General features: G+C 65.9%; 17 protein-coding genes. 10 read left to right on the top strand and 7 right to left on the bottom strand.

The window, feature by feature from the left end:
• Nucleotides 1–43 precede the first annotated feature (43 nt).
• Together IB273_RS12140 and IB273_RS12135 are read right to left on the bottom strand one after the other, a co-directional pair.
• Entirely contained in the window at nt 44–9,187 is a 9,144-nt protein-coding gene (locus IB273_RS12140) for a retention module-containing protein (protein ID WP_192224158.1), read from the bottom strand.
• A gap of 162 nt (nt 9,188–9,349) precedes the next feature.
• Nucleotides 9,350–9,670 (bottom strand): hypothetical protein, encoded by a 321-nt coding sequence (locus IB273_RS12135; protein ID WP_139791612.1) that lies wholly within the window; start codon nt 9,668–9,670, stop codon nt 9,350–9,352.
• Nucleotides 9,671–9,737: 67 nt separating this feature from the next.
• Here IB273_RS12135 and IB273_RS12130 point away from each other — a divergent pair, with 67 nt between their 5' ends.
• From IB273_RS12130 to IB273_RS12120, 3 genes are all read left to right on the top strand, one after another.
• Nucleotides 9,738–11,027 (top strand): TolC family outer membrane protein, encoded by a 1,290-nt coding sequence (locus IB273_RS12130; protein WP_405307457.1) that lies wholly within the window; start codon nt 9,738–9,740, stop codon nt 11,025–11,027.
• Between the two features lie 178 nt (nt 11,028–11,205).
• On the top strand, nt 11,206–13,368 hold the full coding sequence (locus IB273_RS12125; protein WP_081519193.1) for a type I secretion system permease/ATPase: 2,163 nt from the start codon (nt 11,206–11,208) through the stop codon (nt 13,366–13,368).
• A 5-nt stretch (nt 13,369–13,373) separates the two neighbouring features.
• Nucleotides 13,374–14,726 (top strand): HlyD family type I secretion periplasmic adaptor subunit, encoded by a 1,353-nt coding sequence (locus IB273_RS12120; protein ID WP_081519489.1) that lies wholly within the window; start codon nt 13,374–13,376, stop codon nt 14,724–14,726.
• Between the two features lie 64 nt (nt 14,727–14,790).
• Here the strand turns inward: IB273_RS12120 and soxR are convergent, their stop codons facing one another.
• The gene (soxR, locus tag IB273_RS12115; protein WP_081520343.1) at nt 14,791–15,255 is read right to left on the bottom strand and encodes a redox-sensitive transcriptional activator SoxR; all 465 of its coding nucleotides are present in this window, start codon (nt 15,253–15,255) and stop codon (nt 14,791–14,793) included.
• 74 nt (nt 15,256–15,329) lie between these two features.
• Here soxR and IB273_RS12110 point away from each other — a divergent pair, with 74 nt between their 5' ends.
• Complete coding sequence (locus IB273_RS12110) at nt 15,330–15,677, top strand: antibiotic biosynthesis monooxygenase (RefSeq protein ID WP_081520342.1); 348 nt, start codon at nt 15,330–15,332, stop codon at nt 15,675–15,677.
• Between the two features lie 164 nt (nt 15,678–15,841).
• Here IB273_RS12110 and IB273_RS12105 read toward each other — a convergent pair whose 3' ends face one another.
• The gene (locus IB273_RS12105; RefSeq protein ID WP_081520341.1) at nt 15,842–16,285 is read right to left on the bottom strand and encodes an acetyltransferase; all 444 of its coding nucleotides are present in this window, start codon (nt 16,283–16,285) and stop codon (nt 15,842–15,844) included.
• 178 nt (nt 16,286–16,463) lie between these two features.
• Entirely contained in the window at nt 16,464–18,074 is a 1,611-nt protein-coding gene (locus tag IB273_RS12100) for an ATP-binding cassette domain-containing protein (RefSeq protein ID WP_192209738.1), read from the bottom strand.
• A 265-nt stretch (nt 18,075–18,339) separates the two neighbouring features.
• Here IB273_RS12100 and IB273_RS12095 point away from each other — a divergent pair, with 265 nt between their 5' ends.
• Nucleotides 18,340–18,663 carry a hypothetical protein gene (locus IB273_RS12095; RefSeq protein WP_192224156.1) on the top strand — a complete coding sequence of 108 codons (324 nt, stop codon included), beginning with the start codon at nt 18,340–18,342 and terminating at the stop codon, nt 18,661–18,663.
• A 132-nt stretch (nt 18,664–18,795) separates the two neighbouring features.
• On the opposite strand, the gene IB273_RS12090 is transcribed toward IB273_RS12095, so the two are convergent.
• Nucleotides 18,796–19,392 (bottom strand): tRNA-uridine aminocarboxypropyltransferase, encoded by a 597-nt coding sequence (locus IB273_RS12090; protein ID WP_081520338.1) that lies wholly within the window; start codon nt 19,390–19,392, stop codon nt 18,796–18,798.
• Nucleotides 19,389–20,285 (bottom strand): LysR family transcriptional regulator, encoded by an 897-nt coding sequence (locus IB273_RS12085; RefSeq protein ID WP_024765259.1) that lies wholly within the window; start codon nt 20,283–20,285, stop codon nt 19,389–19,391. Before IB273_RS12085 ends, IB273_RS12090 begins: the two co-directional genes overlap by 4 nt.
• 289 nt (nt 20,286–20,574) lie before the next feature.
• Between IB273_RS12085 and speB the strand changes: the two genes are divergently transcribed.
• From speB to IB273_RS12060, 5 genes are all read left to right on the top strand, one after another.
• Complete coding sequence (speB, locus tag IB273_RS12080; protein ID WP_081520337.1) at nt 20,575–21,534, top strand: agmatinase; 960 nt, start codon at nt 20,575–20,577, stop codon at nt 21,532–21,534.
• Between the two features lie 16 nt (nt 21,535–21,550).
• Complete coding sequence (locus tag IB273_RS12075; RefSeq protein WP_192224155.1) at nt 21,551–21,961, top strand: YybH family protein; 411 nt, start codon at nt 21,551–21,553, stop codon at nt 21,959–21,961.
• Between the two features lie 25 nt (nt 21,962–21,986).
• Complete coding sequence (locus tag IB273_RS12070; RefSeq protein ID WP_081520335.1) at nt 21,987–23,501, top strand: purine-cytosine permease family protein; 1,515 nt, start codon at nt 21,987–21,989, stop codon at nt 23,499–23,501.
• A 132-nt stretch (nt 23,502–23,633) separates the two neighbouring features.
• Nucleotides 23,634–25,013, top strand: coding sequence for a sodium:solute symporter (locus tag IB273_RS12065; RefSeq protein ID WP_081520334.1), 1,380 nt, complete (start codon nt 23,634–23,636; stop codon nt 25,011–25,013).
• Nucleotides 25,014–25,103: 90 nt separating this feature from the next.
• Complete coding sequence (locus IB273_RS12060) at nt 25,104–26,705, top strand: 5-guanidino-2-oxopentanoate decarboxylase (protein ID WP_192224154.1); 1,602 nt, start codon at nt 25,104–25,106, stop codon at nt 26,703–26,705.
• Nucleotides 26,706–26,720: the final 15 nt, after the last annotated feature.

The raw sequence follows: 26,720 nt of genomic DNA, 5'->3' as shown, positions 1-26,720 counted from the left end.
ACCGCCGCCCGGAGGCGGCGGTTTCGAGGGGTTTCACACAGGGTCAGACGGTGTCGGTCTTGATCGCGTGATCGCCCAGCAGGCCGTTGAGCACGGTCTGGGTATCCCCCGCCGAGAGCACGCCGTTGCCGGCATGGCCCGCGTACTTGGCGGCGAGGTCGACGTTGGCCAGGTCGACGGTCTGGGTGACGGTGCCATTGCTGATCGGGCTGACGCCAATGGTGGTGGTGCCGGCGTTGACCGAGAAGGTCAGGTAATGCGCCAGCGACGAAGCCGTGGCGGCCTCCCCTTGCAGCAGGTCGGCGAAGTTCAGCACGTCGTGCTCGGCGATGTTGAAGTCCTTGATCACATCGTGGCCGGTATCGCCGGACTTCCAGATGAACTCATCCGCGCCGGTGCCGCCGTACATGATGTCGTCGCCGGGCCCGCCGATCAGCTTGTCGTTGCCGCCCTGGCCGAACATCAGGTCATTGCCGGCGCCGCCTTCGAGGGTGTCGTCGCCACCGCGCATGTCACCGGCGACGTTGAGCTGATCCGCGTGCTGGATGATGTAGTTGCTGATCGTGGCCGCCGTCGGCGCGGTGCCATTGGTGGCGGTCAGGTAGTCCACCAGTCCCTGGAAGCCCTGGCCGTTGTGCGTGCCGGCGGCATGCCCGGCCCAGGCCAGCTGGTCGGTGTTGATGACATCGCCGAACAGGATGTCATTACCCGCGCCGCCGACCAGGTGGTCGTTGCCCACGCTCACCGGTGTGCTGGTGCTGAAGCCTTCCTGCAGCGCCGCCTGCAACTGCTCGGCGGTGTTGATGATCTGCGGCTGGCCGACCGTGTTGGAGAGGTTGGTGCCGTCGACATTGGTCACCACGGTGCCGGTGGTGTTGGTGTTGTCGAAGTAGCGCAGGTAGTCGCTGTTGATGCCGTTGCCGATACCGATGGCATTGACCGCCACCGAGTTGTCGCCGACGAGGGTGCCGGCATGGTGCAGCATGTCGTTGCCCGAGGTGATCGCGACGTTCATGTCGTTGTAGCTGGTGCTGTTCCCACTGCCGGAGTTGCCGTTGTAGACGGTCGGGTTGCCGTCGGTGAGGAAGAACGCCAGGTTGACGTAGCCGTGGGCCGCATCGGCGTGGTTGGTGCCGACCTGGGTGTTGAACCATGCCGAAGCCTTCTGCATGGCATCGTCATAGTTGGTCGCACCATTGGCGCTGAGCGCGTTGATCGCGGAGATCAGCAAGGCCACGTTGGCCGCCGTCAGGCCGTTGTAGCTGACGCGGGTGGCGCTGTCGCCGAACGACACCAGGCTGACGTTGATGACCCCGTCGTGGCCCTTGATGGCGTTGACCAGGTTCACCAGCGCGTTCTTCGCCAGGTCCATGCGCGACAGGCTGCCGGTACCGGAGGGGTCCTTCATGCTGCCGGAGGTGTCGACGATCAGCGAGATGTTGTAGTTCTTGCCCGGCTGGGTATAGACCGACACCCCACCCGGATCGCCCACCAGCACATCGTTGCCAGCACCGCCACTGATGGTCCCGGACTTGTCCACATCCTGCGGGTTGGGCAGGGTGTGCTGGGTGCTGGACCCGTCGAGGTCGCTGCTGTTGCTGCCCACCACCAGGACCGACTGCGGGGAGCTCAGGTCCAGGCACAGGTTCAACCCGGTGCTGTCGCCGTCGCCATCGGTAAGGCCGACGTGGAAGTTGAGGTCCAGGTTCTCCGGCAGGACCGACTGCCCGGCAGACACGGTGACCAGACGATAGTCGCCGCTGCTGCTGCTCAGCACCACCGAGTTGAAGCCGCCTTCGGACAGCTGGAAGGCCGAACCGCTGGTGAAGTGGCCATCGGTCAGCAGGTTGAAGGAGACCGAGCTGTTCTCACCATTGCCGGCCGGCGGCGAGTAGGTGCCGGTCGCCAGCACCACACCACCTTCGCCAAGCACCTTCCAGCTGAGCACATCGCTGGTGGAGAGTTTCTGCACGTCGAAGCTGACGTCGTAGATCTTCTCGCTGAAGGCGATGTTGAGGTTCTCGCCGGGGGTGATGAGGTTGTTGCCGCCCACACCCATGCCGTTGTCGGAGGGGTTCACGTTGCCGTTGGGGCTGGTGAAGACCACCGAAAGGCCATCGGCGGACAGGGTGACGGAAGGCCGCGGGCCACCAGCGGAGACCTGGGTCAGGTCATATTCCACGGTCGAGATCGGCCGCGAGTTGAGCACTTCGAAGCTGTAGGTGCCGTCGGCATTGACCTTGAGAACGAAGAACGCCTCGTTGGAGCCGTCATAGGCCGTCAGTTGCGAGCCGCCACCCGGCAGTTGGGTGACCACGTAAGTCAGCCCATCCGGCGCGGTATTGCCGCTGAGGTCGAAGGCACCCCGGCCGTCGCCGCCGAAGCTCACATCGAGCGTGCCGTTGAGCACGAAGCCGGGGGTTTCGGAAACGTCCTGGCACGGCGGTTCGCTGTGCACCACCGGCAGGTCGTCCTGCACGTTGATCACCAGCGAACCGCTGCCCAGGCTGACCGGATCGCCGTCACCGTCGGTGGCCTTGATCAGGCCGCCGAGGTTGAGCGCCAGCTGCTCCGCATCACTGCCATTGTGCAGCGGATGATCCAGCGGACCGACGAGCTTGAACTCGTAGTTGCCCGCCGTATCCACCGACAGGGTGAAGATTGTCTTGGCGCCGGCCATGGCGGTCAGCAGGTTGCCGACCACGCTGTAGACCAGTGCCACGCCGCCGGAGGTCAGGTGCTGCGAGGTCAGCGAGGAGTAGTCGCCGGTCAGCGAGAAGGCGCCGGGGCCGTCCGCACCGAAGTTCACCAGGCTGGTGAGCGAGCCCTTGGCAGTCGTGGTGTCGCTGGCGCCATCGGGGTTGCCGCCGGGCAGCGCATCTTCCATGACCTGGCCGGTCACGTTGCCACCGGCGATGAGCGCGGGGCCGTCGTCCTTGAACACCAGCTTGCCGCCCAGGTCGATGCTGGCGGACTTATGGTCGCCGTCGCCATCGGTGATGGTCGCCACCAGGGATATCTTGTTGCCCGACAGGCTCACCGGGTCATCGGGGTTGGTGGTGTCGGCATGCTTGAGCGCCATTTGCTGGTCGAGCTTGAGTTCGCCGGTAGCGCTGTCGAGAGTCAGGCTGAAGGCGACCGCGCCGCCACTGTTGCCCACGCGCCCCTCGACCACGGTGTCGCTGACTTTGACCAGCACGATGCTCTGCCCGCCGGTGGTCTGCAGCCCACTGACAGTGCCGGTGGTGGCGGAGAGCTTGTAGCTGACGCTGCCGCCGTCGGCGCCTGTACTGGAGGTGAAGGCACCGCTGAAGTTGCCGGTGACGTCGGTGGCCAGCGCCGTTTCATCCACCGTCAGCGTCGGCGCTTTGCCGACATTGGCGCTGATGCTCGGGGCATCGTCGTGGAATACCAGTTTGCTGCCCAGGTCGATGGAGGCGCTCTGGCTGTCACCGTCCTTGTCGGTGATGGTGCCGGTCAGGCTGATCTTGCCGCTGGCGATGCTCAGCGTTTCATCGTCGTTGCTGCTGTCAGGATGGACGAACGCCATGCGCTGATCGAGGGTCAGCGCCCCCCCATCGGGACGAACCACGAAGGCGATGGCGCCGCTGCCTTCGACCTTGCCGACCACGCCATTGCCGTCGTTGAACAGCAGGATGCGCGCGCCGCTGGCGGTTTCGCGCAGGCCGCTGTCGGTACCGTCCACGGTGGTTACCTTATAGGTGATCGAGCCGGCCCCGTCAGCGCCGAAGTCCGCGGTGAACAGGTTGGCCACCAGGGGCGCTTCGACGCGCGCGTCGCTGGTGAGGTTGGACTCGTCCACTTCCAGGCGGATATCGGCGTCGGTGCACGGCTCGATGTGCGGGCCGTCGTCGAGGAAGGTCAGCTTGCTGCCCAGGTCCACACTGGCCGACTCGTGGTCGCCGTCGCCATCGGTGATGGTCGCGGTGAGGGCGATCTTGCCGGTACCGATACCCAGCGGATCATTGGCATCGCTGGTCACCGGATGCACCAGCGCGCGTTGCTGATCGAGGGTGATTGCGCCGTTGTTGACGGTCACGCTGAACGCCACCTGACCGCTGCCGTCCACGCGGCCTTCGACGCCGTTGGCGGTGTTGAAGAGGAAGATCTTGTTACCGGTAGCAGTGTCCTTCAGGCCGCTGTCGGTGCCGTCGGTGGTGGTGATCTTGTAGGTGATCGCGCCGGCACCGTCATTGCCGAAGTGGCTGGTGAACAGCGCCGCGACGTCGTTCGCCGAAGCCTTGTCGTCGACCGCCAGTTTCGTCTCATCCACCGTCAGGCGGATATCCGCGTCGGTGCACGGTTCGATGTGCGGGCCATCGTCGTAGAACACCATCTTGCTACCCAGGTCGACCTGAGCCGAGGCCTTGTCGCCGTCGCCATCGACGATCGTGGCGGTGAGGGTGATCTTGCCGCTGTCCAGGCGCAACGGATCATCGGAGTCGCTGGTGTCGGGGTGCTTGAGCGCCAGGCGCTGATCGAGCATGAGCGCGCCGTTGTCCTCGCTGACCACGAAGGCGACCGCACCACTGCCCTGTACGCGGCCTTCCACGGTGCCGTTGACGTTGTAAAGCAGAATGGCATCGCCCTGAGTGGTCTTCAGGCCACTGTCAGTTCCATCCACAGTGCTGACCTTGTAGGTGATGCCACCAGCGCCGTCGGCGCCGAAGTGCGACTCGAACAGCAGCGAAACCAGGCTGGACTCGACGCGTGCGTCGTTGTCGAGGTTGGACTCGTCCACTTCCAGGCTGATGTCGTAGATGCTCGACGGAGCGATGCTGGGGCCGTCGTCGAGGAAGGTCAGGCTGCTGCCCAGATCGATATGGGCGCTGGCGCTATCGCCATCCTTGTCGGTAATGGTGGCGGTGAGGGTGACCTGGCCGCTCAGGCTCAGTGCATCATCGGCATCGCTGGTATCCGGATGCACCATCGCGCGCAGCTGTTCCAGGGTGACCTTGCCGTCGCCATCCACGGATACGCGGAAGGCCACGGTATCGGTGCCCTGCAGGCGGCCTTCGATGCCGTTGGCGGTGTTGTACAGATAGACCTTCTGCCCGGTCTCGGTGTCCTTGAACCCGCTGTCGCTATTGTCGGCCCCGGCCAGCTTGTAGGTAATGGTACCGGCGCCATCGGCACCGAAGTGGGTGGTGAACAGGTCGGCCACCGAAGCGCTGCTGGTGTCGGGCACGCCGAGGTGGGTCTCGTCCACGGTCAGCTTGATGTCCGCATCGTTGCAGGGCTCGATGCTCGGGCCATCGTCGAGGAAGGTCAGCTTGCCACTCAGGTCGATGTGGGCCTGGGCGCTGTCGCCGTCCTTGTCGGTGATGGTCGCGGTGAGGGTCACGCTGCCCGTGGCGAGGCTGACGCCTTCGTTATTGTCGCCAGGAGTCGGGTGCACGACAGCGCGCACCTGGTCGAGGGTGATCTTGCCGTCCTGCCCCAGGGTCACGCGGAAGGCGACGCTGCCGTCTTCCCCACCCACGCGACCTTCCACACCGTTGGCGGTGTTGAACAGGAATATCTTGCTGCCGGTCGCCGTGTCCTTCAGGCCGCTGTCGGTGTTGTCGTTGGTCGCGACCTTGTAGCTGATCGCGCCCGCGCCGTCGTTGCCGAAGTGCGCGGTGAACAGGTCGGACACCGTGGCGGAACTGGTGGCATCGACGTTCAGGTGGGTCTCATCCACCGTCAGCTTGATGTCCACGTCCTCGCACGGCGCGATGCTCGGACCGTCGTCGAGGAAGGTCAGCTTGCTGCCCAGGTCGATTTTCGCCGAGGAGCTGTCGCCGTCCTTGTCGGTGATGGTGGCGGTCAGGGTCAGGGTGTTCGCATCGAGGCTGACCCCTTCGTTGTTGTCACCCGGAGTCGGATGCACGACGGCGCGCACCTGGTCGAGGGTGATCTTGCCGTCCGAGCCCAGGGTCACGCGGAAGGCGACCGTGCCGTTCTCGCCACCGACCCGGCCTTCTACACCGCTGGCGGTGTTGAACAGGAAGATCTGGTCACCGCTGGCCGTGTCCTTCAGGCCGCTATCGGTGTTGTCCTCGGTCTCGATCTTGTAGGTGATCTGCCCCGGACCATCGGCACCGAAGTGCGCGGTGAACAGGTCGGAAACACTGGCGGTGCTGGTGGCATCCAGGTTCAGGGTGGATTCATCCACGCTCAGCTGGAGGTCATGAGCAGTGTTCGGCGTGATGCTCGGACCATCGTCGAGGAAGGTCAGCTTACCGCCCAGGTCGATCGAGGTGGTCGCGCTGTCGCCGTCCTTGTCGGTGATGATCGCGCTGAGGGCTATCTTGCCGGCCAGGTTCAGCGAATCATTGGGATCACTGGTGTCGGAATGCACCAGCGCGCGCAGTTGCTCCAGGGTGATCTTGCCGTCCGGGCCGAGGGTCACGCGGAAGGCGGTTTCGCCGCTGGTTTCCAGGCGCCCTTCCACTCCATTGGCGGTGTTGAAGAGGATTACCCGCTGGCCACTGGCGGTATCGGTCAGGCCGCTGTCAGTGTTGTTGGCGGCTTCGATCTTGTAGGTGATCGACCCTTCGCCATCGGCGCCGAACTGGCCGTTGAACAGCTCGGCCACCGAACCGGTGCTGGTCGCCGGTTGGCCCAGGGTGGTTTCGTCCACGCTCAGGTGCAGGTCACCGCCTTCGATGGGCGCGATGCGCGGGCCGTCGTCGAGGAAGGTCAGCTTGCTGCCCAGGTCGAGCCCGGCGCTCTGATGGTCGCCATCGGCGTCGGTCACGGTGGCGGTCAGGCTGATCTTGCCGGCACCGATGCTGAGCGGGTCGTTGGAGTCGGTGTTGTCCGGGTGCACCAGCGCACGGACCTGGTCGAGGGTGATCTTGCCGTCCTGCCCGAGGGTCACGCGGAAGGCGACTTCGCCATTCACGCCACCCACGCGGCCTTCGACACCGGTGGCGGTGTTGAACAGGAAGATCTGGCTGCCAGTGGCGGTGTCTTTCAGGCCGCTGTCGGTGTTGTCCTGGGTCTCGACCTTGTAGGTGACCGAGCCGGCGCCGTCCGCGCCGAACTGGGCGTTGAACAGATCGGCCACCGAACCGGTGCTGGTGGCGTTCTGACCGAGGTCGGACTCGTCCACCGTCAGGTGCAGGCCTTCGGTGCTACCCACGGAAATGCTCGGGCCGTCGTCGAGGAAGGTCAGCTTGCTGCCCAGGTCGAGCCCGGCGCTCTGATGGTCGCCATCGGCGTCGGTCACGGTGGCGGTCAGGCTGATCTTGCCGGCACCGATGCTGAGCGGGTCGTTGGAGTCGGTGTTGTCCGGATGCACCAGCGCACGGACCTGGTCGAGGGTGATCTTGCCGTCCTGCCCGAGGGTCACACGGAACGCAACTTCACCGTTCACGCCGCCCACGCGGCCTTCCACGCCGCTGGCGGTGTTGAACAGGAAGATCTGGCTGCCGGTGGCGGTGTCTTTCAGGCCGCTGTCGGTGTTGTCCTGGGTCTCGACCTTGTAGGTGATCGAGCCGGCGCCGTCCGCGCCGAACTGCGCATTGAACAGGTCGCCTGCCGCCACGCTGCTGGTGGCGTCGGTCCCCAGGGCGGACTCGTCCACCGTCAGGTGCAGGCCTTCGGTGTTGCCCACGGCAATGCTCGGGCCGTCGTCGGTGAAGCTGACACGACCGCCGAGGTCCAGCGAGCTACTGGAGGAAACGCTGTCGCCATCACGGTCGGTTACCGTCAGGTTGCCCTGCAGTTGCACCAGGCCGGAATCGAGCACGGAATTCTGGCTGGCGTAGTTGCCGTCGCTGCCCGGCAGCCCGTGGTCCACGGCGCTGAACTGGGTCAGGGTGACCACACCGGTATCGCCGTTCACCGACAGGCTGAAGATGGTGTTCTCGCCGGTGATGCCAGCGGCGCTGGCGGAGGTGGAAGCGACGATGGCGCCGCCCACGCTGTACAGGTAGATGGTCGCGCCGCCGCTGGTCAGGCCCGAGTCGCTGCCGTTGCCGCTCACCAGGTTCAGGTTGTAGCTGAGCTGGGTGGTGCCGGCGCCGTCGCCGCCGTAGTTGGCGGTCACCTGGAAGGCCGAGCTGTAATCAGCGGTGGAGGTGTCGAAGGCAGCGCCAGCGGTGTTGGCGTCATGGGTCTGCAGCAGGACGTCCACGCCAATGTCGGCGGACAGGCTGGCCTGCGGCGCATCGTCGACGATGCCCACGGTCAGCGTGCCGTTGGCCGGGGTGCCGTTGCCGTCGGTGATGGTGTAGGGGATATCGAAGTTCAGGGTGTCTTCGGAACCCTTGACCGGGTGATCCACCGGCTGCAGCAGGGTGACCTCGAAGGCACCGGTGTTGATATCGGTGAGGGTCACGGTGAAGACCGGCGTGCCATTGGCGCTGCCGGTAAGCACATGACCATCGGGGCTGACGCTATAGGTGATGGCGACGCCACCGGAGGTCAGGCTGGGCAGCCCTGCGGTGCCCCAGGAGAAGCTGCCAACGCCATCTGGCCCGAAGCTGTAGCCCAGGGTGCCGGAGTGGGTCGCCCCCTCCCCCACACCATCGGGAATACCGCCGGGCAGGCCGGCCTCGAACACATTGGCGCCACCAGGGCCACTGGGGCCGGCGCTCGGCACGCCATCCGGCGGGATTACGGGCGGTTCGGCCTCGAGGCGTACATCCGGGGTGCCGTCGAACTCACGCAGGGGCAGGGGCCCGGAGCCGATGGGCCCGGTCGGGAAGCCGATGGTCGGGTCGATATGCCCGCCCACTTCGGTCAGCAGCACGAAGGAGTGCCCGCCGCCGGGTTTGCCGTTGGCGGCGCCCGCGGCGCTCGGGCCGGCGGCGGTGGCTTCGGCAGCCTGGGTCGGGTCCACGCCCGCGGCGATTGCGGCCTGCAGGGCCTTGACGTCGGTGACGTCCTGCTGGGTCGGCGTCGCCGGCTGCTGCTGGGCAACCGCCTGGTCACCCTGCTCTGACTGGTGCGCGGCGGAGAGCATCTGCGAGGTCAGCGGCAGGGCGCTGTCGCGGCCCAACGTGATCTCGCCGCCGCCGGCGACCTTCAGCGCAACTGCGCCATTGGCGCCGGTGACCAGCTGCTCACCGACAAAAACCTTGTCTCCCTGTTCCAAAGGACGACGCGATCCATCGGCGGCTACCGCAAACACTTCGCCGATTACCTTGCTGACGACACCCATCAAAGTAGCCATGAGTCCTTCCTCCGCTGCACATCCCGTGGCCGGTTCCACCGACGCACGATTGACCGAAACAGGCCATGGCACGCTTGTATCCGGATGCTGCGAAGAAAGTTGCGAAGGGTGCGAAAAGGACTGCTAGCGCTTTTGCATCAAAAAGCCAGCGACAATTTTTTGTCATGCTGGCCACGCGTTTTCTTGTCCTTCTGCGGTGGTCCCCGCCCTAACTGCTACAAACCGTACCTGGCTTCTTTTGCAAGCGCCTGCTCCAGCCCATACCCAGGAAACACGAGGGCTTGCACGTTCAAACAATGTGCGGTTTTTCACATGACTCATAAGATTTTTTCCGAATAACCCTTGTGAAAAATTCTTCTGAGGTTTTCGAAAAGTTGTTCTTAGCTCTGATGTTACAGGCGTGAAACGCTTGATAAGAGAAAAAAGCCAATAAATTGGCGACCAAAGAGCATCGAAGTACAAGAACACCAGGAGCAAAGCCATGCGCAGTCGTAACGCGGCACTATGGAGCGGTGTATTTTTGGCGGTGTCGGGGACTCATGGGCAAGCCATGACGCTGACCGAAGCTATACAAAGCACGCTGCAATACCACCCGGAAATCAGCCAGAGCGTAAACAGCCGCCTCACCGCGGATGAAGAGCTCAAATTCGCCAGGGGCGGCTACCTGCCAACCGTCGATCTTGTCGCGGGCTATGGCCGCGAGAACACCGACAGCCCCAGCACCCGCGCAGCGGGTAACCACAACGACGAGACCCTGACCCGCGGCGATGCGGAAATCCGTCTGCGGCAGATGTTGTTCGACGGCTTCGGCACCCCCAACGAGGTCAAGCGCAACGAGTCCAACGTCAACGCCAAGGCCTTCCGTATCCTCGGCACCTCGGAAACCGCCGCCCTGCGCACCGTCGAGGTCTACCTCGATGTGCTCAAGCGCCGCGAGATGGTGACGCTGGCCAAGAACAACCTGCAGGCCCACGAACGCATCGGCGACCAGATCCGCCTGCGCAGCGAGCGTGGTGTCGGCAGTACCGCCGACAACGACCAGGCCATCGCCCGTCTGGCCCTGGCGCAGAACAACCTCTACACCGAAGAGGTGAACCTGGCCGATGCCGAGGCCAGCTTCTATAGCGCCACCGGCCGCATGCCGGACCAGCTCGAAGCCCCCTCCACCGTGAAGGCGGAAGTCCCGGCGGACCTGCTCGCCGCGCGCCAGGGCATGCTCAATGAAAACCCGCTGCTGAAATCGGCCCAGGCCGACGTCAACGCCGCCGAAGCCCAGTACGAGGCCGCCAAGGCGCCCTTCTACCCGCGCTTCGACGCCGAGCTGGCCAAGGCCGCCAACAACAACGTCGACGGCGACGAAGGCCACTACAACAGCTGGGAAGCCCAGGTGGTGATGCGCTACAACCTGTTCAACGGGATGCGCGACAAGGCCCACCTGAACGCCACCTCGCACCAGATCAACGAGGCCCAGGACATCCGCAACAACGCGCTGCGGCTGCTCAACGAAAACCTCTCGCTGGCCTGGGACGCGATGGAGAACTCCAAGAAGCAGACCCAGCCCGCCCGCGAATACGCCGACTACACCCGCAAGGTGCGCGAGGCGTACCAGCAGCAGTTCACCCTTGGCCAGCGCACCCTGCTCGACCTGCTGGACAGCGAGAACGAACTGTTCACCGCCAACCGCCGCTACACCGAGGTCCGCTACACCGAGGAATACTCGATGTATCGCGTGCTCGGCAGCATGGGCGCCCTGCTGCGCTCGCAGCATGTCGTCGCGCCGCACGAGGCCGTGGCCCTGTCGGATGTGAAGAACGAGGCACGCCTGCCTGATCTGAAATAAGAAAATCGCACGCGCTCGTCACTCTGCCCCGCGCCGCCCGGCGTCGGGGCGACGGCCGTGAAGCGATACGAAGGGGCACGGAAAACCCGGCGACCGGCCACACCCGGCGAACACCTGCAAGTGTTCGCCGGGTGCCGCTGGCGCGGGTCGTCCCGGCCCGGGAGGAAGTAGCGTGACCATGATCATCCAGGAGCGCGGCACACCCGCACCGGGCGATCCGCGCCTGAGCCATGACGATCCCCTGCTCGACGGACTGCTGATCCTCTGCCGCCTGCATGGCTGCGCAGTGAGCCGCAACAGCCTGTCCGCCGGCCTGCCGCTGCGCGACCAGCGGCTCTCCGCCGCCCTGCTGCCGCGGGCCGCAGCCCGTGCCGGCCTGCAGGGCCGCTTGCTGCGCCGCGAACTGCGCAGCATCTCCAACCTGAACCTGCCGGTCCTGCTGCTGCTCAACGACGGCCGCAGCGCCGTGCTGCGTCAGTGGCGCGAAGACGGCCAGGCGCTGATCCTGCCCTGTGAGACCGAAGGCGGCGAACAGGCCGTCGGCGCCGACGAGCTGGCCGCCCAGTACAGCGGCCAGGCCCTCTTCGCCCGCCCGCGTCACGAACTGGAAGCGGCGCGCAAACCGCTGGTACCGCGCGTCGAAGCCTGGTTCCGCGACACCCTGCGGCTGTCGCGCTGGCTCTATACGGACGCCCTGGTCGCCAGCCTGCTGATCAACCTGCTGGGCATGCTGGTGCCGCTGTTCGTCATGCAGACCTACGACCGCGTGGTGCCCAATCAGGCACTGTCGACCCTCTGGGTGCTCGCCGCCGGCCTGCTGATCGGCACGCTGTTCGAACTGTTGCTGCGGGTGCTGCGCTCCAACCTGCTGGACATGGCCGGCAAGAAGACCGACGTGGTCCTCTCCGCCACCCTGTTCGAACGCATCACCGGCATGTCGCTCAAGGCCAAGCCCGAGACCGTCGGCGGCTTCGCGCAGAGCATCCATGACTTCCAGGGCCTGCGCGAATTCCTCACCGCGCTGACCCTGACCAGCCTGATCGACCTGCCCTTCTCACTCCTGATGATCCTGGTCATCGGCCTGCTCGGCGGCTGGCTGGTGGCCGTGCCGCTGCTGGCCTTCCCGATCACCATCGTGTTCGCCCTGATCATCCAGAGCCGCCTGCGCGATACCGTGCAGAAGAGCCTGACCCTGGGCGCCGAACGCCAGGCCCTGCTGATCGAGACCCTCGGCGGCCTGGAAACCCTCAAGGCCTGCGGCGCCGAAAGCGAGCGGCAGTACCGCTGGGAGTCCACCCACGGCGCCCTGGCGCGGCTGGACAATCACGCGCGCTTCCTCAGCGCGCTGGCCACCAACGGCACCCTGTTCCTCCAGCAGTTCGCCGGCCTTGCGATGATCTGCGCCGGGGTCTACAGCATCCTCGATGGCAACCTCAGCGTCGGCGCACTGGTCGCCAGCTACATGCTCAACAGCCGCGTACTCGCCCCGCTGGGACAGATCGCCGGGCTGATCACCCGCTACCAGCAGGCGCGCCTGACCATGAAGAGCACCGACGCGCTGATGGAGCTGCCGCAGGAGCGTCAGGCCCGCCAGCGTCCGCTGGAGCGCACCCAGCTGCACGGCGCGCTGGAAGTCCGCCAGCTGAGCTTCAGCTACCCGGAGCAGACCACCCCGGCGCTGAACCACGTCAGCCTGCGCATGGCCCCCGGCGAGAAGATCGGCATCATCGGCAAGAGCGGTTCGGGCAAGAGCACCTTCGGCCGTCTGCTGATGGGCTTCTATCACCCGGACGAAGGGCAGATCCTGCTCGACGGCCTGGACCTGCGCCAGCTCGATGTCTCCGACCTGCGCCAGCAGATCGGCTACGTGGCCCATGACCTGCCGCTGCTGGCCGGCAGCCTGCGCGACAACCTGACCCTCGGCGCGCGCTACGTCAGCGATGCGCGGATGCTCGAAGTGGCCGAACTGACCGGCGTCAGCGAACTGGCCCGGCAACACCCGGCCGGCTTCGACCGCCCGGTGGGCGAGCGCGGCCAGCTGCTCTCCGGCGGCCAGCGCCAGGCCGTGCTGATGGCCCGCGCGATGCTGCTCGACCCGCCGATCCTGCTGCTCGACGAACCCACCAGCGCCATGGACAACAGCAGCGAGGAAATCCTGCGCAAGCGCCTGCACGAGGCCTGCCGCGACAAGACCCTGCTGCTGGTCACCCACCGCACCTCGATGCTCAGCCTGGTCGACCGCCTGCTGGTGCTCGACAGCGGCCGCATCGTCGCCGACGGCCCGAAAGACGCGGTCATCGAAGCATTGCGCAAGGGCCACGTCGGCCCGGCAGCGGGGTAATGGCCATGCACTTTTCGCAATCGATCCGCGGTTACCTGGGCGGCAACGGCGCCCGCGACACCGAATTCATGCCCGAGGTCCAGGGCACCCTGCTGGAAGACTCGCCCAACGCCACCCGCATCACCCTCTGGGCGGCGCTCGGGCTGCTGGTGGCAGCCATCACCTGGGCCTACTTCGCCGATATCGAGGAAGTGACCAAGGGCGAAGGCAAGGCCATCCCCTCCTCCAAGGTGCAGACCATCCAGAACCTGGAGGGCGGCATCGTCTCGGAAATCTTCGTCCGCGAGGGGCAGGTGGTGAACAAGGGCCAGCCGCTGCTGCGCCTGGACGACACCCGTTTCTCCTCCAACAAGGGCGAGACCGAGGCCGACCGCAACTCCCTCGAAGCCCGCGTCGAACGCCTGAGCGCGGAAGCCGAAGGGCGCGAACCGGCCTTCACCGACGCTCTGAAGAAAGATGCGCCGCAAGTGGTGGAAGACCAGCTGGCGCTTTACCAGACGCGCATGCAGCGGCAGAACAGCGAGCTGAACATCCTCCAGGAACAGCTGCGGCAAAAGGCTCAGGAACTGCAGGAATTCCGCGCCAAGACCCAGCAGTACCGCTCGAGCCTCGGGCTGGTGCAGCAGGAGATCAACATGTCCGAGCCACTGGTGAAGGCCGGCGCGGTGTCCCCGGTGGAACTGCTGCGCCTGCGTCGCAGTGCGGTGGAAATCAGCGGCGACCTGAACGCTACCAACCTCGCCATCCCCCGCGCCGAGGCGGCGGTGAACGAGATCCAGCGCAAGGTGGAAGAGTCGAAACTGGGCTTTCGCAGCGACGCGCTGAAGGAGCTCAACGACGTCCGCACCGACCTCAACAAGCTGACCGCTACCAGCCGCGCCATCGACGACAAGGTCAACCGCACCCTGGTGGTCGCCCCCCTGCGCGGCATCGTCAAGCAGCTCAAGGTCAACACCATCGGCGGTGTGGTGCAGCCGGGCAACGACATGGTGGAGATCGTCCCGCTGGAGGACAACCTGCTGGTGGAAGCGAGGGTGCGCCCGCAGGACATCGCCTTCCTCCATCCCGGCCAACCGGCCACGGTGAAGTTCACCGCCTACGACTACACCATCTACGGCGGACTCAAGGCCAAGCTGGAAGTGATCAGCGCCGACACCATCACCGACGACAAGGGCAACAGCTTCTACATGATCCAGGTGCGCACCGACAAGAACCACCTGGGCACCGATGCCAAGCCCCTGCTGATCATTCCCGGCATGGTGGCGACGGTGGATATCATCACCGGCGAGAAGAGCGTGCTGGACTACATCTTGAAGCCAGTGCTCAAGGCGCGCTGGGAGGCTTTGCGGGAGCGGTGAGTTTTTCGGCGGGCTTCGGAGCTGAGGATTACCACCCTCTCCCCAGCTCTCAGCCCCCCCTCATTCACTCCAGCTCCCCCTGCCAATGCGCCCCCGGCCCCTCCTCCGCCAACCGGTCCCCCGGATTGCGCAGCGGACAGGCCTCCATCGACAGGCAGCCGCAACCGATGCAGCCATCGAGCTGATCGCGCAGCAGCAGCAACTTCTCGATCCGCTCGTTCAGGTCATCCCGCCAGCGTGCCGACAATCGCGCCCAGTCCGCCGCCGTCGGGTTGTGCCCGCTCGGTAGCGAACCCAGCGCCTCGGCGATCTCCCCCAGGGGAATGCCCACCCGTTGCGCGACCTTGATCACCGCCACCCGGCGCAGCGTGTCGCGTGAATAGCGGCGCTGGTTGCCGGCATTGCGCGAACTGCTGATCAGGCCCCTGGCCTCGTAGAAGTGCAGTGCGGAAACGGCCACGCCGGCGCGTTTGGCCAGCTCGCCGACACTCAGCTCGCGGTGCTTGGAGCAGGAAGAAGTATTTTTCATGGGCTATTGACCTCAACTTAAGTTGAGGTTTTACCCTCGCCAGGCATTCGGTTCAAGCCAGGGAGCCCAGGAACATGACGCAACCCGCCCCGATCACCGCCCATGCCTGCGTGGACAATCCGCATTTCATCCTGCAGATCGAGATCGACGTAACACCCCAGCAACGCCCGCACATCGCCGCGCGCCTGTGCGATTACCTGTCGCACCTGCAGGAGCTGTTCTACCTGCGCCCCGGCTATCTCGCCAGCGAACTGCACGCCGAAGGCGAACCGCAGCGCCTGGTCGGCCGCCTGCACTGGCGCCGCCAGGAAGACTGGGAAGCCGCCTGGGATTGCCGCCAGACCGCCAGCGACCTGTTCGCCGACAGCCTGCTCAAGCTCGGCGCGCGGAGCATTCGCTTCGGCAGCGGCGAGACGGCGTAAGCCGCGCAACCGTCTGAGGCTGTACGGCGACATTGCGAGGCTCTTTCCAGGCAGCCAGTAAGCAGGCAGTAGGATGGGTGGAGCTTGCGATACCCATCAGCTTTGCTTGACAGCCTTGTGATGGGTATCGCTTCGCTCCACGCCATCCTACAAAAGCGGGTCGTTTACGCCCCGGCAGGCAAGCTCATGTGCAGCAACGGGAAGGGCCGGCCTTCGCCATCAAGGGGCGAGCGCCCGGTCTGGACGAAGCCATAGTGCAGGTAGAACCCGACTGCCTGAGGATTCTGTTCATTGACATCGACACTCAGCGTGCCGCGCAACTCGCGGGTGAAATCGAGCAGTGCGCGGCCGATGCCCTGGCCACGTCGTTCCGGGTCGATGAAGAGCATTTCCACATGGCTGTCGTTGAGCCCGATGAAACCCAGCGGACGGTCATCGTCGTCCACCGCCACCCAGACCTCGACGGCGGGCAGGTAGAGGTCACGGACCTGGGGCAGCAGTGCGTCGATGTCCGACGCCTGGAGGAAGTGGTGGGTCGCACGCACGGCGCCCAGCCAGATATCGAGCAGCCGCGGATTATCCGCAGCGATGCGTTGGCGAATGAGCATGAATGCATCCTGATTCAGCAGATCACAAAGGGATAGCGCGCCACGCAAGGTGACGGCCGTTGGAGCGTCGGCAGCATGAATGCCCGCTTCGCGAATCAACGCCTGGGCGGAACACGGCAGAGGCAGCCGGAAAGAGAGGGAGGTCGATCCTACCCAGCTCTTCCCGGCCGGTAAAGCCTCAGCCGACCAACCAGCGCCAACCGTCCTCCGCACATTCCAGGCGCGCCTCCAGCTCCAGCCGGGCAAGCAATGCCTCGTCGTGCGACACCACCAGCAGCGCGCCGCGGTATTGCCGCAGCAGGTTTTCCAGCGCTTCGCGCGATGGCAGGTCGAGGTGGTTGTCCGGCTCATCCAGGAGCAGCAGCTGCGCCGGATGCTCGGCATAGAGCTCGCAGGCCAGCGCCGCCTTCAGCCGCTCACCGCCGCTGAGCAGGCCACTGGGCAGCTCGACCCGTGCCGCCGGCAATCCCAGTTGCGCCAGCCGGGTGCGCAACACCGAAGGGTCCGCCACGCGATTGCGCTCCTGCAGCAGGTCCAGTACCGAGCGCTCGGGCGAGAGCGCGGCCAGATGCTGATCCAGATAGGCACTGCGCACCCTCACTTCGCACGAGCCCGCCGCAGGGTCGAGCACGCCCGCGAGCACCTTGAGCAGGGTCGACTTGCCGCTGCCGTTGCGCCCGCTGACCGCTACGCGGCGCGGGCCGCTCAACTGCAAGTCCAGTGGCGCGGCATTGCCGAACGGCAGGCGCAGTGCCTCCAGCAGCAACACGCCACGGGACTCGGGCAGCTCGCAGTCCGGTGCGTTCAGGACCACCATGGCGTCTTCGCGCAACTGCCCGAAAGCCTCGTGAACGTCCCGCGCCAGCCGCTCCCGACGCTCTTCCTGTTGTGTGGCCAGACGCGCAATGCTGGTCTGGCTGCGCTCCTTCTGCCGGTCGACGAGGATCTTCGCCTGGTTGGCTTGCTTCGCCTCCTTGCGCCCCTTCGCCTGCCGGTGTTCCTGGCGCTCGCGCTGTTCCTGCATGGCGTGGTGCTGGCGATCGCGCTCCAGCTTGCGCCGCTGCAACTCGCGCTGGGCGCTGTCCTGCTCCTGCTGGCGTACCTCGCGGTAGAAGGCATGGCCGCCGGAATAACTGCGCAGGCCCGAGGGCGACAACTCGACGATGCGCTGCATGTCGTCCAGCAGCAGAGGATCATGGCTGATCAGGATCAGGCCGCCGCGCCAGCGTTGCAGTTGCTCACGCAGGGCCTCGCGGCCGGCGCGGTCGAGGTGATTGCTCGGCTCGTCGAGGAGCAGCCAGTCCGCCCCGCTGAGCCACGCGCCAAGCAGCGCCACCCGCGTGCATTCGCCGCCGCTGAGACGCGAGGCGGGCGTGTCCGGCAGCAGATGGGCGAGCCCGGCAGCAGCCAGCTCGGCCTCCAGGCGCGCGCGGACATCCCAGTGGCCGTCGAGACGTTCGAAGTCAGCGGGATCGACTCCACCGGCCTCGACTCGCGTCAGCGCATCCAGCAGGGGTTGCACACCGGCCAGCTCGGCAACGCTGCGGAACGCCTGCGGCTCGATACGCTGCGGCAGGTAATGCACCGGCCCGGACGCCTGGCAGCGGCCAGCGCTGGCAGGCAGCTCGCCGGCCATGATCCGCGCCAGCACGGACTTGCCCACGCCATTGCGCCCGACCAGCGCGGTGCGGCGCTCGTCGAAGGTTTCATTGAGGTCGCTCAGCAGCGGCTCGCCGCTGGGCAATTGGAAAGAGACGCCTTGCAGCGCCAGGGTGAACGGGCTCGTCATGCGCAATACCAGATTGATGCCGGAAATCCCCCGGGAACGGGCCAGGGAAGGAAACGGGCCGTGAAACCACGGCGGCATCAATTGCGCATCGGACGAACACCTCGCGAAGGGGAATGAGGGGCGCAGTATAACGGCGGTGCTGGCACGGGGATGCCCGTCGGGCAGAAATCGATGCGCGGACGACCTTTCCAGACTCCCTCGAGAGCGGTGACACTGCACTCCCCGCCCACGCGGCCCCCAGCAACACTCCACAAGGAAGTCCCCCATGTCCCGTCTCACCTCAGTGGCCGACCTCTTCCACGAAGAGCCCATCCAGTGGGGCCTGCGCGGCGACCCGTACCTGTGGCGGGAAATGGCCGAGCACCTCGCCGCCACGCCCTGGCCGGCCAGCGAGACGGAGCTGACGCAGCTGCTCACGCGGCTTTTCGAGCAACTGGCCGGCATCGGCCTGAATCATCCCAGCCACGTGCACCTGCCGCGACATGCGCACGGCGGCATGTCCAGCGGGATGATCAGCAGCGCCTTCTGGCGCGAGCGAGCCATTCCCCTGCTGGTGGAGCGCTACCGCACCTTGTCCCCGCAAGCGTAGATATCCACAGGACAATCACGACGTAGGATGGTGTGGAGCGCAGCGATACCCATCGATTCCGCGCGCGGACCGCAGGGCATCCACCGGCCCGGCCAGCGGATCGCGTGCATGGCGGACAAGGTCCGCCATCCGCTATGAGCTACGCGGCCCGTGGTTGCGCAAGAAGGTTTCCTCCCCCATCGCCGCGATCTGCCCTTCGATCAGTGCATCGAACGGACGCAGCAGGTCCGCGTGGGACTGCGGCGCATCCAGCGCATCGAGTGCATGAACTACCGCCTCGATGGTCGACAGCGCACCCTCGGCCGGCGCCTTGCGCAGGCGGTAACGCGAGGTCAGCCCTTCCGGCAGCACGACTCTCGGCAGCGCCGCGAGATTCGGGTTGAGGTGCAGCAGCTTGCGCGCCTTGCGCCAGGTGCCGTCGGGCACCACCAGCAGGCGTGGTTTATCCACAGGCTGCGCGGCCAACTCGGCCAGCGCCACGGCGGACTCACCGGGGAACAGCAGCCAGGCATCCCAGGCGGACAGGTCGAGGCCACTGAAATCCTCGCCGACCCGCAGCTCTGCATTGGCCAGGCCAAGCGCCGCCAGGCGCGCGGTGTTCAACGCATGCCCAACCTCGCTCGGGTGCTGCAGCAGCAGCACGCGGGTGCGGTTGTCCAGGTGCGGGATCAGCGCGCACAGGCAGTGGTTCAGTGGGCGCTCGCAGCGCGGGCAGCGGGCGCGGCTCATGACTGGCTCGGCTGGGTGCGCAGCAGGTCGCGGAAGTTCTGGATCAGTGGCTCGCGGGAGCGGCCACGGCGCAGGATCAGCGAGAACGGCGCCTGGTAGCCAAAGGTCGCCGGCAGCAGCGCGCGCAGGCGCCCCTGCTCCACCCAAGGGTGTGCGTAGTGCTCGGGCAGGTAGCCGATGTAGCCGCCGGAGAGGATCAGGATCAGCTGCGCCTCCATACTCTCCACAGTGCCGGCACTGTGCTTGAAGCCATGCCGCGCCAGCTCCGCCTGGCTCCAGTAGCCACGGCCGACCATGCGCTGCTGGGTGATCAGCTCGGCGGGGATGCGCCGACCGTCGAACAGCGGGTGGCGGTCGCTGCAATACAACCAGTGCTGCTCTCTATATAAAGGCTGGTAGACCAGGCCGTTCATCCGGCTGAAGAACGAGCCGATGGCCAGGTCGAGACGGTTGTCCAGTACCGCCAGTTGCAGCTCGTACGGGCTCTGTACCTGCAGATGCAGGTGCACCGCCGGGTGCAGGCTGCTGAAGGAGCCGATCACATCGGCCAGCGGCAGCGCCGGGTCGCTCACGGTGGAATCCAGCACGCCGAGGTTCAGGGTGCCGCGCAGCTCGCCCTTGAGCGTCGCCGCGTAGCGCTCGAAGCCTTCCAGCTCGCCGAGGATGCGCAGGGTTTCCTGGTGGAACAGCTCGCCCTTGCTGGTCAGCCCGAAGCCGCCCCGGCCACGGTGGCAGAGCACGATGCCCAGCTGGTTCTCCAGCTGGCTCATGTAGGTGCTGATTGCCGAGGTCGACAGGTTCAGCTCCTGCTGGGCGGCGGCGAAGCCCTGGCTGCGCACCACGCAGGCGAAAATCCGCAGCAGTTTGACGTCGGGCAGTGCGCTCGCGCTCATGAAGACTCCGCAAAACCGCGGCCGGGCCGCTCTAGTTCAGTACTTTCTGTACCTGAAAAACAGATGATAGCAAGCCAGCTATCTATTCAGGAACCGCAGGCCACAAGCCCGGCGGGCCGTCTACTGCGGCAAGGTGGCGCAGTCTAGCGACCGCCATTAGTTTAGAAAACTCTGAAGTGATTATTTGTAGCCAGCGATTTTTTTTACTACCGCCCGTGACCAGAATCGGCCCTGACGTATTCAACAAGCCTGTTTCCACGAAGACAGCGATCAGCCTGAGGCCCTCCCCATGGACAAGAAACTTCACCAGCCCCTGGGCGGTAACGAAATGCCGCGTTTCGGCGGCATCGCCACCATGATGCGCCTGCCGCATATCCAGTCCCCCGAAGAGCTCAACGAGCTTGACGCCGCCTTCGTCGGCGTACCCCTGGACATCGGCACCTCCCTGCGCTCCGGCACTCGTTTCGGGCCGCGCGAAATCCGCGCCGAGTCGGTGATGATCCGTCCGTACAACATGGCCACCGGCGCCGCGCCGTTCGACTCGCTGAACATCGCCGACATCGGTGACGTGGCGATCAACACCTTCAACCTGATGGAAGCGGTGCGCATCATCGAGGAGTCCTACGACAAGATCCTCGACCACGGCATCCTGCCCCTGACCCTGGGCGGCGACCACACCATCACCCTGCCGATCCTGCGTGCCATCCACAAGAAGCACGGCAAGGTCGGCCTGGTTCACATCGACGCCCACGCCGATGTGAACGACCACATGTTCGGCGAGAAGATCGCCCACGGCACCACCTTCCGCCGCGCGGTGGAAGAAGGCCTGCTGGACTGCGACCGCGTGGTGCAGATCGGCCTGCGTGCGCAGGGCTACACCGCCGAAGACTTCAACTGGAGCCGCAAGCAGGGCTTCCGCGTGGTGCAGGCCGAAGAGTGCTGGCACAAGTCGCTGGAACCGCTGATGGCCGAAGTCCGCGAGAAAGTCGGCGGCGGCCCGGTCTACCTGTCCTTCGACATCGACGGCATCGACCCGGCCTGGGCGCCCGGTACCGGCACCCCGGAAATCGGCGGCCTGACCACCATCCAGGCGATCGAGATCGTCCGTGGCTGCCAGGGCCTGGACATCATCGGCTGCGACCTGGTCGAGGTCTCCCCGCCCTACGACACCACCGGCAACACCTCGTTGCTCGGCGCCAATCTGCTGTACGAAATGCTCTGCATCCTCCCGGGCGTAGAGCGCCGCTGAGCGCACGAGCACACACATGAATAACGACGCCTGCGTAGCACAGGTGCTGGAGGCTGCCCGCGTTCTCGTGGCAGCCTTCGCGCGCACCGACACCGAAGCCTACTTCGCCGCCTTCAGCGAAGACGCCAGTTTCATCTTCCACACCTGGCCGCAGCCGCTGCTCTCGCGCGCGGCTTACCGCGAGGTGTGGGAAAGCTGGCTGCGTGACGATGGTTTCGAGGTCCTTGACTGCCTTTCGAGCAACACCTTTGTGAGCCTGCAGGGCGAAGACGTGGCCGTGTTCTGCCACGACGTCGCCACGCGGCTGCGCATCCAGGGAGAGGAAAGCCTGAACCACGAACGGGAGACCATCGTCTTCCGCCGTGATCCGAAACAGGGCCGCTGGCTGGCCACACACGAGCACCTGTCACCGTCTCCGACGCCATAAAGACAGGGCTCCCCGGGAGGAAGTCATGGATAACAAGAACAAAGCACACGCAATCACAACGATCGAGACATTCGGGGTCGAACAGATCCCGGATAGCGAACGCAACGCCACGCCCACCGACCTGTTCCGCATGATCTTCGGTGGCGCCAACACCTTCGCCACCGCCGTGCTCGGCAGCTTCCCGGTGCTCTTCGGGCTGTCGTTCCAGGCCGGCGTCTGGGCCATCGTCCTCGGCGTGCTGGTCGGTTCGATCATCCTCGCGCCCATGGGCCTGTTCGGCCCGCTCAACGGCACCAACAACGCGGTCTCCTCGGGCGCCCACTTCGGCGTACACGGGCGGATCGTCGGCTCGTTCCTGTCGCTGCTCACCGCCGTGGCCTTCTTCTCCCTCTCCGTATGGAGCTCGGGCGATGCGCTGATCGGCGGCGCCAAGCGCCTGTTCGACCTGCCGGAAACCGACCTGACCCTGGGCCTGGCCTACGGCCTGTTCGCCGTGCTGGTGCTGATCGTCTGCATCTACGGCTTCCGCTTCATGCTGATGGTCAACAAGATCGCCGTGTGGGCCGCGAGCCTGCTGTTCCTGCTCGGCCTGTTCGCCTTCGCAGGTCCCTTCGACGCTGGCTACGCCGGCACCGTGCAGATGGGCAGCGAAGGTTTCTGGGCCGCCTTCATCGGCGCCGCCCTGCTGGCCATGAGCAACCCGGTATCCTTCGGCGCGTTCCTCGGTGACTGGGCCCGTTACATCCCGCGCCAGACCTCGCAGAAGCGCATCATGCTGGCGGTGATCTGCGCCCAGCTGGCGACCCTGATCCCGTTCCTGTTCGGCCTGGCCACCGCCACCATCGTTGCGGTCAACGCGCCGGACTACATCGCGCAGAACAACTACGTCGGCGGCCTGCTGGCCGTTTCGCCGAGCTGGTTCTTCCTGCCGGTGTGCCTGATCGCGGTGATCGGCGGCATGTCCACCGGCACCACCTCGCTGTATGGCACCGGCCTGGACATGTCCAGCGTGTTCCCGCGCCTGCTCAACCGCGTGCAGGCCACTCTGCTGATCGGCCTGCTGTCCATCGCCTTCATCTTCATCGGTCGCTTCGCCGCGAACCTGGTGCAGAGCGTGTCCACCTTCGCCGTGCTGATCATCACCTGCACCAGCCCCTGGATGGTGATCATGATCCTCGGCCTGGTGATCCGCCGTGGCTTCTACCACGCCGATGACCTGCAGGTGTTCACCCGTGGCCAGGAAGGCGGCGCCTACTGGTTCCACAACGGCTGGAACTGGCGTGGCATGGGTGCGTGGATCCCGAGCGCGGTCATGGGCCTGTGCTTCGTCAACCTGCCGGGCCAGTTCGTCGGCCCGCTGGGCAACCTGGCCGGCGGTATCGACATCAGCCTGCCGGTGACCCTCGGCATGGCCGCCCTGCTCTACGTCGCCCTGCTGCGCACCTTCCCCGAACCCGCTGGCGTCTATGGCCCAAAGGGCCCGCGCTGGGTCGGCAGCCATGACCGCCCGGTCCGCAGCATCAGCGAGCCGACGGCCTGATCCAGGCTTCGTGGCCTGACGCGAAACGCTCTACCTGAAAGCCCCCATCGGACCGGTTGCCGCCGGTCCGATGCCCTACCGCACGCCACAAGCGCGCGGCAACAATGACAATGCAAGTGTGAGGAGCCGACCATGGCGTTAGATCTGATCGTCGTACTGATATATGCCGCTGGCATGTTGTGGCTGGGCTGGTACGGCATGCGCCGCGCCAAGACCCACGAAGACTACCTCGTGGCCGGCCGCAACCTCGGCCCGGCGTTCTACATGGGCACCATGGCCGCTACCGTACTGGGCGGCGCCTCCACCGTGGGCACCGTGCGCCTGGGCTACGTCCATGGCATCTCCGGCTTCTGGCTGTGCGCCGCCCTGGGCGCCGGCATCATCGCGCTGAACCTGTTCCTCGCCAAACCGCTGCTCAAGCTGCGCATCTTCACCGTCACCCAGGTCCTGGAGCGTCGCTACAACCCGATGGCTCGCCAGGCGTCGGCGGTGATCATGTTCGCCTACGCACTGATGATCGGCGTGGTCTCCACCCTGGCCATCGGCACCGTGATGCAGGTCCTGTTCGGCCTGCCGTTCTGGGTGTCCGTGCTGCTCGGCGGCGGCGTCGTGGTGATCTACTCCACCATCGGCGGCATGTGGTCGCTGACCCTCACCGACATCGTGCAGTTCATCATCAAGACCGTCGGCCTGATGTTCATCCTGCTGCCGATCTGCCTGTACCGCGTGGGCGGTTGGGACGAGCTGGTGGCCAAGCTGCCGGCGACCGCCTTCAGCTTCCACACCATCGGCTACGACACGATCATCACCTACTTCCTGATCTACTTCTTCGGCATCCTGATCGGCCAGGACATCTGGCAGCGCGTGTTCACCGCCCGCGACGACAAGGTCACCAAGTACGCCGGCACCGCCGCTGGCGTGTACTGCGTGATCTACGGCCTGGTCGGCGCGCTGATCGGCATGTGCGCCAAGGTCCTGCTGCCTGACCTGGACAACGTCAACAACGCCTTCGCCGCCATCGTCAGCGCCGCCCTGCCGGACGGCATCCGCGGCCTGGTGATCGCCGCAGCCCTGGCCGCGATGATGTCCACCGCCAGCGCCGGCCTGCTCGCCGCATCCACCACCATCACCGAAGACCTGCTGCCGATCTTCACCGGCCAGCGTTCCACCCGCCTGAGCCTGAACCGCATCTGCACCCTGCTCACCGGTATCGTGGTACTGGGCATCGCCCTGGTGGTGAACGACGTGCTCAACGCCCTGACCCTGGCGTACAACCTGCTGGTGGGCGGCATGCTGATCCCGCTGATCGGTGCGATCTACTGGAAGCGCGCCACCACCGCCGGCGCCATCACCAGCATGGCCCTGGGCTTCATCACCGCCCTGGTGTTCATGTTCAAGGATGGCCTCGACGCCAACACCCCGATCTACTACAGCCTGGCCATCGGCCTGGTCAGCTTCATCGTCGTCAGCCTGCTGTCGCCGCGCCCGGCGCCGGTAGCCGACGCGGCCTGATAAGCACTTGCGCTAGGCAAGAGGGCGCGGCGAGCTGATCTCCGCGCCCTTTTGCATGATGACCTCACCCACGAATAGTAAGGAACTGCCATGACCACCTGCGGCGAATTCCTCGTCAAGCAACTCGAAGCCTGGGGCGTCGATACCGTCTTCGGTATCCCCGGCGTCCACACCGTCGAGCTGTACCGCGGCCTGCCCCATAGCGGCATCCGCCACATCACCCCGCGCCACGAACAGGGCGCCGGCTTCATGGCCGACGGCTACGCACGCGTCACCGGCAAGCCGGGCACCTGCTTCATCATCACCGGCCCGGGCATGACCAACATCCTCACCGCCATGGGCCAGGCCTACGCCGACTCCATCCCCATGCTGGTGATCTCGAGCGTCAACGAGCGCTCGCGCCTGGCCCACGGCAACGGCTACCTGCACGAGCTGCCGAACCAGCGCGCCATGGTTGCCGGCGTCAGCGCCTTCAGCCACACCCTGATGAGCGTCGACGAGCTGCCCGCCGTGCTGGCCCGCGCCTTCGCCGTATTCGACAGCGAGCGCCCGCGCCCGGTACACATCGAGCTGCCGCTGGACATCATCACCGCCCCGGCCGACCACATGCAGGTGCTGCCGCGTGTGCAACTGGCGCGCCCCGCTCCGGCACGCTCGCCGCTGCACGAAGCTGCCGCCAAACTGGCCAAGGCGCAGAAGCCGCTGCTGCTGCTCGGTGGCGGCTGCGTCGCCGCCCAGGCCGAAGCCCGCGCGCTGGCTATAGCCCTGGACGCGCCGACAGCGCAGACCATCAACGCCAAGGGCCTGCTGCAGCCGGACCACCCGCTGCTGATCGGCAGCAACCAGTCGCTGATTCCGGTCCGTGAACTGGCGCTGGAGGCCGACGTGGTGCTGGCCATCGGCACCGAGCTGGGCGAGACCGACTACGACGTGGTGTTCGACGGCAACTTCAAGATCGGCGGCGAGCTGATCCGCATCGACATCGACCCACAGCAGCTGATGCGCAATTTCGCGCCGCAGATCGCCATCCAGGCCGACGCCCGCACCGCCATGCGCGCCCTGCTGGAACTGCTGCCGGCCCGCGAGGCCGACACCGCCAGCCCCGGCGCCCAGCGCGCGGCCAAGGTGCGCGCGCAACTGGCCGAGGACTTCAGCGGCTGGGCACACTACCGCACCCTGTTCGACAAGATCCTCGAAGTGCTGCCCGACGCGCGCTTCGTCGGCGACTCGACCCAGACCGTCTACAGCGGCAACCACCTGGTGGAACTGGACGGCGGCCGCCGCTGGTTCAACGCCTCCACCGGCTACGGCACCCTGGGCTACGGCCTGCCGGCCGCCATCGGCGCCAAGCTCGGCGAGCCGGGCCGCCCGGTGATCAGCCTGATGGGCGACGGTGGCCTGCAGTTCACCATGACCGAACTGGCCAGCGCCGTGGAAGCGAAGGTGGGCATCGTTGTGCTGCTGTGGAACAACCACGGCTACGGCGAGATCAAGCGCTACATGGAACGCCGCGACATCACCCCGCTGGGCGTGGACATCTACACCCCGGACTTCCTCGCCATCGCCAGGGGCTTCGGCTGCGCCGCCGAGCGCGCCCGCGACCACGACCACCTGCAGGAGCTGCTGCGCACCGCGCCGAGCGATCGCCCGCTGATCGTGGAAGTGATGGAAGCGGCGCCCTTCGCGCCCTGAGCGTAAGTCCACGCA

The sequence above is a fragment of the Pseudomonas sp. PDM19 genome (assembly GCF_014852215.1).
Taxonomy (GTDB): Bacteria; Pseudomonadota; Gammaproteobacteria; order Pseudomonadales; family Pseudomonadaceae; genus Pseudomonas.
Note: the sequence above shows the minus strand (reverse complement) of the source record. Positions and strands in the feature narration are given on the sequence as shown.